We start from the raw sequence: 12,027 nt of genomic DNA on the forward strand, positions 1-12,027 counted from the left end.
CATGGCACGCATCGTGATGAAGTTCGGCGGCACCTCGATGGCCGGCATCGAGCGTATCCGGAACGTCGCGGCGCGCGTCAAACGCGAGCGTGATGCGGGCAACCAGGTTGCAGTCGTCGTCTCGGCGATGGCGGGCGAGACCGACCGGCTGGTGGGCTTCTGCCGCGAGGCATCGTCGCTGTACGATACGCGCGAATATGACGTCGTCGTCGCATCCGGCGAGCAGGTGACGAGCGGGCTGCTGGCGATCGCGCTCCAGGCGATCGGCGTGCCGGCGCGCTCGTGGCTCGGCTGGCAGCTGCCGATCCGCACCAGCGACGCGCACGCATCGGCGCGGATCGAGGACATCGACACCAAAGCGCTCGACGCGAGCCTGGCCAAGGGCGAAGTCGCAGTGATCCCCGGCTTCCAGGGACTCGCCGAGGGCGCCGAAGGAGAACAGGGGCGCATCACCACGCTCGGCCGCGGCGGATCGGACACCAGCGCAGTCGCGATGGCCGCGGCGATGAAGGCCGACCGCTGCGACATCTATACCGACGTCGACGGCGTCTACACCACCGACCCGCGCATCGTGCCCAGGGCGCGTAAGCTCAAGCGGGTCACCTATGAAGAAATGCTCGAGCTCGCGAGCGTCGGCGCCAAGGTGCTCCAGACGCGCTCGGTGGGGCTCGCAATGAAGGAGAAGGTCCGCATCCAGGTGCTTTCGTCGTTCATCGACGGGCCCGGTGCGGACAGCCTGCCCGGAACGATGATCGTGGGCGAGGAGGAGATCGACGAAATGGAACGCCAGCTGATCACGGGCATCGCCCACGACAAGAACGAAGCCAAGGTCACGCTGACCAACGTGCCCGATCGCCCCGGCGCGGTGGCATCGATCTTCACCCCGCTCGCCGATGCCTCGATCAACGTCGACATGATCGTGCAGAACATCGCGCACTCGACGGGCTCGACCGACGTGACCTTCACCGTGCCCACTGCCGAGCTCGCTCGCGCGCTCGACGTGCTCGACCGCGAGAAGGACAGCATCGGCTATGCCGAAGTGCGGCACGACACGCGCGTCTCCAAGGTCTCGATCGTCGGCGTCGGCATGCGCAGCCATGCGGGCGTCGCCGCGACGATGTTCAAGACGCTGGGCGATCGCGGGATCAACGTCCAGGCGATCACCACCTCCGAGATCAAGGTCTCGGTGCTGATCGACGAGGACGAGACCGAGCTGGCGGTGCGCATCCTGCACACGGCCTATGGGCTCGACGCCGAGGCTGAACCCGCAGCCTGAGTCGCGGCGCCCGCCGGAGACCCGAGATATTCGACCAGATGGTTGAACGTGCGGCTGACTCCCGCTTTGCGGCTGCCCATCGTTCAACCGGATGGTTGAATGAAAAGCACGGATTTCCGCCAAAAATGGCCGATCCAGCTTGACCTGCTTGACTCGTTTGCACGTTTTTGCGCGGAGCGAGTCAGGCTGCGCATGGCCGAGGGTGGAAGGATCTCGCATCGATCAGGGTAGAGCAGGCGAAATCCTATTTTGCCACCCGATTTCGGTGCGAGGCTATATTCTGGGCGATATTTTCCGGACATGTTTCGGACGCGCTGCCGCCCCAAGGCCGGGGCATCGGGCGAGGATTCGGACCGCCGCGTCCGCGGTGCTCGGGAGGGGCTGACGGTTGGCGATACGCTCGAGCCTGGATGGACGGCGGCTCTCGCTCGGGCGCAGGGGTGCGGCGTTGCTGCTCGCGCTGGCGGTGGAGTTGCTGCTCGCGCTGTTGCTGCTGCTGTTCCTCGCGCCGGTGCTGACCGGCAAGAAGGAAGCGCCGGTGCCGACGGTGTTCGGGATCGAGGTAAAGGGCGACGATGCTCCGGCTGCGCCCGAGCGCGACACTGCCGAGCCCAAGGCCGGGCGCGCCGCCGGCGGTGCCGAGCGGCCCGCACCACCCGAGCCGCCCAAGGTCGAGCCGCCGCCGCCGGTCGTCGAGCAGCCCGAGCTTCCGCTGCCCTTCATCCCGATGACGCGCCGCGACTATGCGGCGTCCGATCTCGCCCGGCTGCGGCCGGCGCCGCCGGGCCCGGCTGCCGAGTCGAACCGCGAGGCGGAGGGCGCGGGATCCAGCGTGGGCGACAGTCCGCTCGCCGGGGGCCGGGGTCCGAATGGCGAGCCGCTCTATGCGGCCGAATGGCACACCCGCCCGACCAACGCGCAGCTCGCCGGCTATCTCTCGGCGCGTGCGCGGGGCCCCGGCTGGGGGCTGATCGCGTGTCGGACGGTTGCCGGCTACCGCGTCGAGGATTGCCAGGAGCTGGGCGAATCGCCGCGCGGATCGGGCTATGCCGGGTCGGTGCGCCAGGCGGCGTGGCAGTTCCGCGTGCGGCCGCCGCGCAAGGGCGGGCGCGAGATGGTGGGCGCCTGGGTGAGCATCCGGATCGACTACCGGCGCGAATGAACGGGTAAGCTGCGCGCCGCCGGAACGAGACGCGCTCCGGCTGGTTCCGGTGCTGGCGGACTGCGGCACGAGGCCCGTCCGCATGGGAGGAGCCGATGCTCGAACATGTCCCGCACTGGCTGGGGAGCGCGCTCAAGGGGCTGCGCGCCGGCGCCGACAAGCTGGCGATCGCGCATCCCGAGCTCGGCGCCTTCGAAGCTTTGCATATTGCCAGTCCGGCCTTTGCAAATGGTGCACGCATGCCCGAACGCTTCACCGCGGACGGTGATGGCGTGTCGCCGCCGCTGTTCTGGACCGGCGTGCCCGAGGGGACCGAGCGCATCGCGCTGATCGTCGAGGATCCCGACGCGCCGACGCCGCAGCCGCTGGTCCATGCGCTGGTGTGGAACCTGCCGCCGCACGATGGTGAGTTGCCCGAAGGCGCGATCCGGCCCGACGGCGCCGGCGAAATCAGCGGCAGCGACGTGGGGCGCAATTCGTACCTCGGCGAAGGCTGGCTGCCGCCCGATCCGCCGACCGGCCACGGCCCGCACCATTATGCCTTCCAGCTCTTTGCGCTCGGCCCGGGCCCGGACGTGGCGGATTCGCCGGGACGCGGCGCGCTGCTCAAGGCGATGGCAGGGCGCGTGCTCGCCGCCGGGCTGCTGACGGGCATCTATTCGCGTGGCGAGGAAGCGATGGTCGGCCCGACGGGCGAGGGCGCGGTGGCTTGAGGATGCCGGCGGGTAGTTTGGCCCCAATCCTCCCCCGCCAGGGGGAGGTGGCGCCGAAGGCGTCGGAGGGGGCGGAAGCACGCCGATAGTTGGTCGCTTACCTCCCCCTCCGTCAGGCTACGCCTGCCACCTCCCCCTGGCGGGGGAGGATTGGGTGGTGCCGGGGCAGCCGATTGTCTTCTTCCCTTCCAGCGGGGAGCGAAAGCCGATACGTCCTAGGCTCTGCAGGACATAGTGAGGGGAGGATCACATCCATGCCGAAGTTCGTCGCGCGTCTGTTGTTAGCGCTATCGGCGCTGCTCGGCCTTGCCGCCTCGGCGGCGACCGCGGCGCCGGAACCCAAGCCCAAGGTGCTGGTCTTCTCGCACTCGACCGGCTTTCGCCACACTTCGATCGAGCCGGGGGTGGCGGCGCTCCAGGCGATGGGCAAGCGCCGCGGCTTCGAAGTGGTGGCGAGCGCGGATCCTGCGGTGTTCAGCCCGGAAGGTCTGCGCGGCGTGAAGGCGATCGTGCTGGTCAGCACCACCACCAAACCCGACGATCCCGCATCCGAATGGTTCGTCGGTCCGCGCCGCGACGCGCTCCAGACCTTCGTGCGCGGCGGCGGCGGCATCGTCGGCATCCATGCCGCGGCCGACTCGCACTATCACTGGCCCTGGTACGGGCGGATGATCGGCGGCTGGTTCCGCAGCCACCCCAAGGGGACGCCCAGCGGAGTCGTGACGCTCGCCGAGCCGCGGCATCCGTCGGCGCGCGGGCTCGCATCGCCCCAGCGGCGCACCGACGAATGGTATTTTTTCGAGGACTATGACCCCACCGCGCAACTGATCGCCACTCTCGATCCGGCGTCGATCGGCGAGAAGCAGGTCAACCCCAAGCCCATGGCCTGGGCGCACGAATTCGAAGGCGGGCGCGTCTTCTACACGGCGATGGGGCACACGGCGGAGAGCTTCGCCGAGCCGTGGTTCGTGAAGCATCTGGAGGGCGGAATCGACTGGGTGCTGCGGCGGTAGCTTATCGCCAATCCTTCCCCGCAAGGGGGAGGTGTCAGGCGTAGCCTGACGGAGGGGGAGGAATCACGCCGTCGGGTTCTGGAATCCTCCCCCTCCGACGCCTTCGGCGAGTGTCAGGTTGACCGTGCGGGGCACGGTCAACCTGACACTCGCCCTGGCGAGGGAGGATCGGGTTCATCAGCCGCCCCTCACCCGTTGATCACCGTTCCCCCATTGGGGTGGAGCACCTGGCCCGACATGTAGCTCGCGTCCTCGCAGGCGAGGAACAGGAAGCTGGGGGCGACTTCGTTGGGCTGGCCCGGGCGGCCCATCGGGGTGTTCTTGCCGAAATCCTTGAGCTTCTCCGGGCTCGCGCCCCCCATCGGGTTGAGCGGAGTCCAGATCGGTCCCGGGGCGACGGCGTTCACGCGGATGCCCTTCTCGATCAAATTTTCGGAAAGGCTGCGGGTGAAGGCGGTGATCGCGCCCTTGGTCGCGCTATAATCGAGCAGCTCCTTCGATCCCTGGTACATGGTGACCGAGGTGCAGTTGACGATCGACGCGCCCTGCTTGAGGTGCGGCATCGCGGCTTGCACGAGGAAGAACATCGAGAAGATGTTGGTCTGGAAGGTGCGCTTGAGCTGCTGCTCGGTGATGCCGGTGATGTCCTTGTCGGGATGCTGCTCGCCGGCGTTGTTCACCAGCACGTCGATCCGGCCGAACTTCTCGATCACCTGCGCGACGGCGCGGTCGCAGAAATCCTTGTCGCCCAGGTCGCCTGCGATGGTGAGCGCCTCGCGCCCCTCGCGGCGGACGATCTCGGCGGTCTTCTCGGCGTCGTCGTGCTCGCACAGATAGAGGACCGCGACGTCGGCGCCCTCGCGCGCGTAGAGCGCGGCGACGGCACGGCCGATGCCGCTGTCGCCGCCGGTGACGATCGCGACCTTGTCCTTCAATCGGCCGGAGCCGGGGTAGCGGGGTTCCCAATCGGGCTTGGGCTCGAGCGCGCTCTCGTGTCCGGGCAGCGCGTCCTCGTGGATCATTTCGATGGTTTCGGTCTCGCTCATCGGCTGGCTCCCATGGAGTGTGCCGGGGAAACCGGTGCGGAACGCCCTGAGTTCCGCATCTTGCCGCTGCGGCGGCAGGTTCAGCCGAAGAAGGCCGAGCCCTGCGCGCCGCCGGCGGCGGTGGTCACCAGCGCAGTGAGCGCCAGCGCCGCGAGCATGCTTATCGCCATGCCTATCCTCTCCTTGTCCCGCGCGCGCATCATGCGATGGCGGGGATCACGGTGGTGGAGAAGAGGACCATCGCGGCGGTGAAGACGACTGCGCCGAAGAGGGCCACCGAGTGCTGGATCGATTCGAGACGAGCGGTCATTGCAGTTACTCCCTGTAGATCGGCGTCCGGACCATCCGGTAGCCGATGCCAGATGTTTTGCAGGGAGCGTGCCAGTTTTCTAAGTTATTGAAATTGCGTCAGGTGGCGTGTGACACATTTCTCGGTTGGTGAAATTTACGCGCAGAGTTGGCGTAAATTACCAACAGAAGCGGACAGTGACTGTTCGGAATCGGTCAGCGAACTTATCAGCCGACGTGGAGGCAGTTCCGCCCAGCGGTCTTGGCCGCGTAGAGCAGCCGGTCGGCGCGCTGGTAGACGGTCGGATAGGGTTCGCCCCGCGCGGCGGTGAGCCCGGCGGAGAAAGTGATCTCGCCCAGCCGCTCGTCGCTCTCGCGCAGCCGGTAGCGCTTGGTGGCGACGCTGGCGCGGGCGCCGTCGAGCGTGCGGCGCGCCATGTCGATCGAGAGCCCCGAGAAGAGCACCGCGAATTCCTCGCCGCCGTAGCGCGCGACGAGCTGGCCGTCGCACGCGGCCGCGAGCGCTTCGCCGATCGCCTTGAGCACGCGGTCCCCGACGGCGTGGCCGAACCGGTCGTTGACCGACTTGAAGTGGTCGACGTCGCACACCGCGATGCACAGCTGCTCGCCCGCGCTCGCCCGCACGGCATAGGCTTCCTCGAAGGCGCGGCGGTTGGCGAGGCCGGTCAGTGGATCGCGCCGGGCGTTGTCGCGCGCCTCTTCGAGCTTCTTGCGCAGCTCGTTCGCCTCGCGCGTCGCCGAGTCGAGCCGGGCTTCGGCGGTGCGGACGCGCTGGAGCATCGCCGCGGTGATGCTCGCGACTTCGTCGATCATGATCGACCGCGTGTTCTTGTCGGCCGAGCGCGAAATGGCGGCGGCGCTGGCGGCGAGATCGCGGCCGAAGCCTTCGGTCTCGGCGCGCATCGCGGTCACGATATCGGCGAAGCCTTCGACATGGACCTGGGTCTGCGCCACCAGCCCCTCGGCGTGGCGGTCCGCGCCATGATCGCTGTCGATCGCCCGCGCTTCGCCGCCCAGTGCCTCCACGTCGCGCCGGGTGAGCCGCGCGCCGCCCTGCGTGAACGCCCGGACCGCACGCGCCAGCGGCCCCTCCGGATCGGCGAGCAGATGATGGGCGAAGGCGAAATTGGCGGGGTCGGGATCGAGTCCGTGCTCGAACAGGAAGCTGCCGATTCGCTCGTAAAGGTCGCGCGCGGGATCGCCTGCTGTCCCCGCCCTGACGGCACTGGTTCCCGCCATTCGCTTACCCCGTCGACCCTTCCGCAGCATGCTTGCGTCGGGATCGGACTAGCGGGGCAACTGCTAATATTGCGTGAGCAAAAGCCCCGCCGGGCAGGATTTCGTCGCGTTTGAGACGATCAGGTGCGCGGCCGGTAGCTCCGCACCGCGTCTAGCGTCATCCGCACATGATCGTTGGGGTTCATGTCGGTGTGCGCGAAGATCACGCGGCCGTTGGGCGCGATCACGAAACTGGTACGGCTGGTGACGGTGGTCGCGGTGCCGTCCGCCTTCTTGAGCAGCACGTCATAGCCCTTGATCACCGCGGCACTCGCCGCGGCGACCGCGAATTTGCCCGCGCAATGCTCGGCCGAGAAGCGCTGGAGCTGGTCGACGTTGCCCGCGGTCATGCCGATCACCGTCGCGCCGGCCTTCTGGAACTCGGGAAGCGCGTCGGCGAAGGCCTTGGCCTCGATATTGCAGCCCTTGGTGAAGGCGGCGGGGAAGAAATAGAGCACCACCGGCCCCTTCTTGAGCGCGGCCTTGAGGTTCACCGTCAGGGGCTTGCCGGCCATCGCGCCGCTGGCGGTGAAGTCGGGCGCGGCTGCGCCGGGCGCCAGCGCGGCGGTGGCGGGGACGCCCAGCGAAAGGGCAAGGGCGGCGAGGAGCAGGCGTGCGCGCATCGGCAATTCTCCGTGGACGGGTGCATCCTACGCCGGGCGGAGGCGCGGCGCTAGGGTGCAGGCCCTAGCGCGTCAGTGCGATGCCCAGTCGCGCATGCGTATCGTTGACGCGATAATCGTCCAGCGCCTCGCCATAGCCGGTGAAGGCCTGGCCGAAGAGATAGAAGCCGATGCCCCCGCCGATCGGCGCGAGCGGATAGGAGACGAACAGCTCGGCGCCGCCGCGGCCTGTCTCGAAATTGCCGCGACCGGTTAGCGCGAGCTTGAGCCCGTCCTTCTGCTGGATCGCCGCGGCGAGCGACGTGTAGCCGTAATAGTCCTTCACGTCGGGCGCATTGCCGGCGCGGCCGACGTAGAACCACGCCTGGGGCGCGACGTCGAGCCGCCAGTCGCTGCCGAGATCGAAGCTCTTCTCGGCGCGCAGGAAGATGCGGTTGACGTCGATCGAGTCGGGATCGCCGCGCCCGTTCGAATCGTGCCGCCAGCCCAGCGCGATCCTGGTGGTCTCATCGAACGGAATGTCCGCATAGACTTCGGGGCTGTAGATGGTCGACCGGAACGGCCCGGACGGCTGATCGAGCGCCCAGAACATCGTCTGGGTATAGGCGAAGCGCAGATTGCCGAGCTGGAGCGGCGCATCCTCGGCAAAGGGACGGAAGGCGAAGCTCATCTGCAGCTTGGCGCCCGAATCGCCGAGCCCGAACGCGCCATAGACCGGCTCGTGCGGCTCGAACCGGTCGACGAACGCCGAGGAGGAGCCGGTAGAGCTCTGGACGACGGTCTCCTGCGCCGGGATGTCCGCGGGCGGGTGCTGTCGCGATGGCGGCACCGTCACCTGCGCCACGCCGACGGGCACGTAGCGCGCCTTGGCGAAGCCGCCCGGGGCGATCGTGCGGGTGGGCCCGGGCACGCGCTCGAGCAGCATCCGCGTGCCGTCGGCAGCGGTGACTTCGATCTGGCGGGGCCCTGCCTCCGCGACCGGCGCTTCGCCCTCGTTGACCAGGAACACCTCGACGCCGCGCAATGCCTCCTGCTCGGAAGCGGGCTGCTCGGGCACCGCGCGCACCTGGGCGGCGGCGGGCACGGCGATCAGGAATCCGAGGGTCAGCAACAGGCGGCGCATCGGCGCACGGAGTGGCAGCGGATTGTGACCTTGGCGAGTCAAAATCCGCCCGCTAGGGCCGGGGGCATGCCCGTTTCCGAAACCGACATCGCCCTTGCCGAACGCCTCGCGGATGCCGCGGGCGCGGCGATCCGCCCCCGTTTCCGCGCCGAGCACGGTCTGGAGGCCAAGGAGGACCTGTCGCCCGTCACGCTCGCCGATCGCGAGGCCGAAGAGGCGATGCGCCGCCTGATCGTCGCGGAGCGGCCGATGGACGGGATCATCGGCGAGGAGTTCGGCACGCGCGAGGGGACGAGCGGACGGCAATGGGTGCTCGATCCGATCGACGGCACGCGCGCCTTCATCGCCGGCCGGCCGATCTTCGGTACGCTGATCGCGCTGGTCGAGGATGGCTGGCCGCTGCTCGGGATCATCGACCAGCCGATCATCGGCGAGCGCTGGCTGGGTGTCGCCGGCCGCCCGACGCTGTTCAACGGCACGCCCGCGCGGACGCGCATCTGCCGCGAGCTCAAAGGGGCGGTGCTCGGCACTACTTCGCCAGCGCTGTTCGACGATGGCCAGCTCCACGCCTTCGAGCATCTCGACGCGCAGGTGATGAGCACGGTGCTGGGCGGCGACTGCTACAGCTATGGCTGCGTGGCGAGCGGCTGGATGGACGTGGTGGTGGAGGCTGGCCTCAAGCTCCACGACTTCGCCGCGCTGGTGCCGGTGGTCGAGGGCGCCGGCGGGCGCATGTGCGACTGGCAGGGCGACCCGCTCCACGCCGGCAGCAACGGCGAAGTGATCGCTGCGGGCGATCCGGCGCGCGTGGAGGAAATCCTCGAAGCGCTCGGCTGCCGGGGGCATTGAGGGGCTGCTTCAACGCTTTCCGCTTACGCGAGGTGACTTACGGCCGGCCATTGAAGTCCGGAACTGGTAATTGGCTTCCCTCTCAGTCCGGCTCCAACGGCGCTCCCCGTGCCGATCTGTGTTGTCTCGCACGTAATGCAGCGTCGATGCGTCGATCATCAGCAGGTTTTCGCAAGGCGGCCATACTGAAAAGGCTAATCCAAAGAAGCGCAAGGACGCCTGCCAATCCTGCCCAGAAGTAATAGCTGTCCGGATCGTACCTGAAATGCGAGTGCCTTCCGGCGATCAACGGCAAGAGCCAGCGCAAGACTGGCTCACATTGATCGCGGAAGAAGAATAGCCCTGCGCTCACGGTGGCGAGCATGCCGCCCCCCGCTGCTCCTAGCAGTCCCAGATACAAATAGCTGTCGGGCCGGAGCCAACGATGTCGCATTGGTCGACGATTAGCGACGCCTGCGGACGTTCGCTACCGGGGGCGTCAGGAGAACGTTCCAACACTGCGTCATGCTGAACTTGTTTCAGCATCCACCGTGCCGCAAGCGGCGGCGTCGCCTGTGGCGAGTTGGACCCTGAAACAAGTTCAGGGGTGACGAAGAAGAAAGAGCGGATAGGCGCAGCTGCACCGAAATCCGCCTTGCGGTTGACGTTAATCCCGAAAGTCCGGCGCGGTCGGTTCGCGGTTATTCCGCGGAAAGATGTTGCTCCACCTGTTGGTCGCCCTTGTTCATCCAGCGTCGGGCACTTGCGGTGAAGAGCAGGCCATATGCGACAAGCTGTCCAGCGACTTGCACCGCCGAGATTACCCCGGATCCACCGACAAGGCCGCTAGCAAAGAAGGAAATGAACACCGGTAGCCCAAGAGCGAACATGGCGATGGACACCCACATCGCGATTTTGCTGCGGCGACGTGACACGAGAAGCGTCAGCGTGGCGATGATTGCGGCGGTGAAGATCTGCGACAGTTTCAAGGAAGCCGGGGAAGCACCGGTGACTGCAATCGTGTGATCCCACGCGAGGTAGCTCTGGACAAAACCGAGCAGGAGCGTGGCGAAAATGATCCACTCGAAATAAATGATGGTCTGTGGCCGCACGTCTTGATCCCCCAAAGTCGTAACAAACAAGATCGTGCGAATGTCTGCAAGTGAGTGATCGCTGCCGCTCTCGATGAGCCGCGTCAATCCCGAAACACCGGCGCGCGCTTCTGCATGTTGGCCATCACCGCTTCGATCTGGTTGGGCGTGCGGAGCAGCGCCGCCTGCTCGGCGCTTTCCGCGGCGAGCGTCGCGGCGGCATCGCCCTCCAGATTGGCGAGGCGCTTGGCGGCGCGGATCGCGTGGGGGTTGCGGCCGGCGATCGCGCGGGCGAGCGCCAGCGCTTCGGCGTGCGGGTCCTCGGCGATGCGGGTGACGAAGCCCAGCGCCTGCGCTTCCTCCGCGTCGAACTCGCGCGCGGTGTAGACCAGCTCGCGCAGCACGTCGTCGCGCACCGTTGTGCGCCACAGCGCGAAGCCGGCCATGTCCGGCACGATTCCCCATTTCATCTCCATCGCCGACAGCCGCGTGCCCGGCGCGGCGATCCGCACGTCGGCGCCGCTCGCGATCTGGAGCCCGCCGCCGAAGGCGATGCCGTGCACCGCCGCGATCACCGGCACCGGCAGCATGCGCCAGCCCCAGGCGACCTGCTGGAAATCATTGGCGAGGCCGTGGGTGCGCGCGGCGAGGTCGGTTCCCGAGCCGCCCGCCGCCATGCTCGCCATGTCGAGCCCGGCCGAGAAGGCACGGCCCTCGCCCGAGAGCACCACCGCGCGCAGCCCGGGCATTTCGCCCAGCTGGCGGATCGCGTCGATGATCGCGGCGAACATCGCGGGGTCGAGCGCATTGAGCTTGTCCGGCCGCGCGAGCCGGACATCGGCGACGCCCTCGGTGATGTCGATCCTGACCCGCTGCTCGTCCATCGCCGCCTCCTCTCGCGCCTTCGGATGCATGGGATAGAATAGAAGCGCTCAGGGCGCGAGCCGATAGCCGCGGCCCTTCTCGGTGCGGAGCATCGCCGCCGCGCCCGCGTGCGCGAGCTGGGCGCGCAGCCGCGAGACATGGACCTCGACCACGTTGGTGCCCGGATCGAAGCGCAGGCCCCAGACGGCTTCGAGCAGCTCGGTGCGATTGACGCAGCGATCGGTCTCGCGCGCCAAATGAAGCAGCAGTGCATATTCGCGCGGCAGCAGCCGGAGCGGGCGGCCTTCATGCGTCACGCGCCGCTCGATCGGATCGATGCGGAGCGCCCCGACTGCGATCGGCGAGGGCCTGTGGCGCAGCCGTGCAGCGAGCCGCGCGGCGATCTCCGCCGGGCTCGCCGGGAGCGCGACTGCGTCGTCTGCACCCGAATCGAGCGCCTGCACCACGCTGGTGCGGCTGCGCGGACCGAGCACGAGCATCACCGGCCCCAGCCAGCCTTCGCTGCGCAGATCGGCGACGCAGCGCGCGGGATCGCCCGGGCCGATCCCGACCACCGCCACTTGCGCGCCGCTGCGGGCCAGGCGCGGCCGCGGCACTGGCAGCAGCGCGAAACCCCGCGCCTGCGCCGCCTCGCGCAGGCCCGGGATGTGGAGAGACGAGGCCACGATCGCAGTCACGCA

Annotated in this window: 12 protein-coding genes; 5 read left to right on the plus strand and 7 right to left on the minus strand. The window is 68.1% G+C overall.

Going from position 1 to position 12,027, the window contains the following annotated elements; translation table 11 throughout:
• Position 1 precedes the first annotated feature (1 nt).
• The 4 genes from ACMGDH_RS04280 to ACMGDH_RS04295 all read left to right on the plus strand — a co-directional run bounded on the left by ACMGDH_RS04280 (position 2) and on the right by ACMGDH_RS04295 (position 4,164).
• A complete protein-coding gene (locus ACMGDH_RS04280) occupies positions 2-1,276 on the plus strand; it encodes an aspartate kinase (RefSeq protein ID WP_436826669.1) in 1,275 nt (424 codons plus the stop codon).
• 388 nt (positions 1,277-1,664) lie between these two features.
• Positions 1,665-2,438 (plus strand): hypothetical protein, encoded by a 774-nt coding sequence (locus ACMGDH_RS04285; protein WP_436826670.1) that lies wholly within the window; start codon positions 1,665-1,667, stop codon positions 2,436-2,438.
• 95 nt (positions 2,439-2,533) lie between these two features.
• On the plus strand, positions 2,534-3,151 hold the full coding sequence (locus ACMGDH_RS04290) for a YbhB/YbcL family Raf kinase inhibitor-like protein (protein ID WP_436826671.1): 618 nt from the start codon (positions 2,534-2,536) through the stop codon (positions 3,149-3,151).
• A gap of 254 nt (positions 3,152-3,405) precedes the next feature.
• The gene (locus ACMGDH_RS04295) at positions 3,406-4,164 is read left to right on the plus strand and encodes a ThuA domain-containing protein (protein ID WP_436826672.1); all 759 of its coding nucleotides are present in this window, start codon (positions 3,406-3,408) and stop codon (positions 4,162-4,164) included.
• 188 nt (positions 4,165-4,352) lie between these two features.
• Here ACMGDH_RS04295 and ACMGDH_RS04300 read toward each other — a convergent pair whose 3' ends face one another.
• The 4 genes from ACMGDH_RS04300 to ACMGDH_RS04315 form a co-directional block, all read right to left on the minus strand.
• Positions 4,353-5,210, minus strand: coding sequence for an SDR family oxidoreductase (locus tag ACMGDH_RS04300; RefSeq protein WP_436826673.1), 858 nt, complete (start codon positions 5,208-5,210; stop codon positions 4,353-4,355).
• A gap of 516 nt (positions 5,211-5,726) precedes the next feature.
• A complete protein-coding gene (locus ACMGDH_RS04305) occupies positions 5,727-6,758 on the minus strand; it encodes a GGDEF domain-containing protein (RefSeq protein WP_436826674.1) in 1,032 nt (343 codons plus the stop codon).
• Between the two features lie 119 nt (positions 6,759-6,877).
• On the minus strand, positions 6,878-7,420 hold the full coding sequence (locus ACMGDH_RS04310) for a peroxiredoxin (protein ID WP_436826675.1): 543 nt from the start codon (positions 7,418-7,420) through the stop codon (positions 6,878-6,880).
• 64 nt (positions 7,421-7,484) lie between these two features.
• Positions 7,485-8,531, minus strand: a complete 1,047-nt coding sequence (locus ACMGDH_RS04315; protein ID WP_436826676.1) for a phospholipase A — start codon at positions 8,529-8,531, stop codon at positions 7,485-7,487.
• A gap of 78 nt (positions 8,532-8,609) precedes the next feature.
• Here ACMGDH_RS04315 and hisN point away from each other — a divergent pair, with 78 nt between their 5' ends.
• Positions 8,610-9,392, plus strand: coding sequence for a histidinol-phosphatase (gene hisN / locus ACMGDH_RS04320; protein ID WP_436826677.1), 783 nt, complete (start codon positions 8,610-8,612; stop codon positions 9,390-9,392).
• Positions 9,393-10,072: 680 nt separating this feature from the next.
• On the opposite strand, the gene ACMGDH_RS04325 is transcribed toward hisN, so the two are convergent.
• Genes ACMGDH_RS04325 through ACMGDH_RS04335 form a run of 3 tightly spaced genes read right to left on the minus strand, consistent with a single transcriptional unit; the run spans position 10,073 to position 12,024 of the window.
• Positions 10,073-10,570, minus strand: coding sequence for a hypothetical protein (locus ACMGDH_RS04325; RefSeq protein WP_436826678.1), 498 nt, complete (start codon positions 10,568-10,570; stop codon positions 10,073-10,075).
• On the minus strand, positions 10,567-11,346 hold the full coding sequence (locus tag ACMGDH_RS04330) for a crotonase/enoyl-CoA hydratase family protein (protein ID WP_436826679.1): 780 nt from the start codon (positions 11,344-11,346) through the stop codon (positions 10,567-10,569). Before ACMGDH_RS04330 ends, ACMGDH_RS04325 begins: the two co-directional genes overlap by 4 nt.
• Before the next feature lie 48 nt (positions 11,347-11,394).
• A complete protein-coding gene (locus tag ACMGDH_RS04335) occupies positions 11,395-12,024 on the minus strand; it encodes a response regulator transcription factor (RefSeq protein WP_436826680.1) in 630 nt (209 codons plus the stop codon).
• Positions 12,025-12,027: the final 3 nt, after the last annotated feature.

This window comes from Sphingomonas radicis (assembly GCF_051400635.1).
Taxonomy (GTDB): Bacteria; Pseudomonadota; Alphaproteobacteria; order Sphingomonadales; family Sphingomonadaceae; genus Sphingomonas.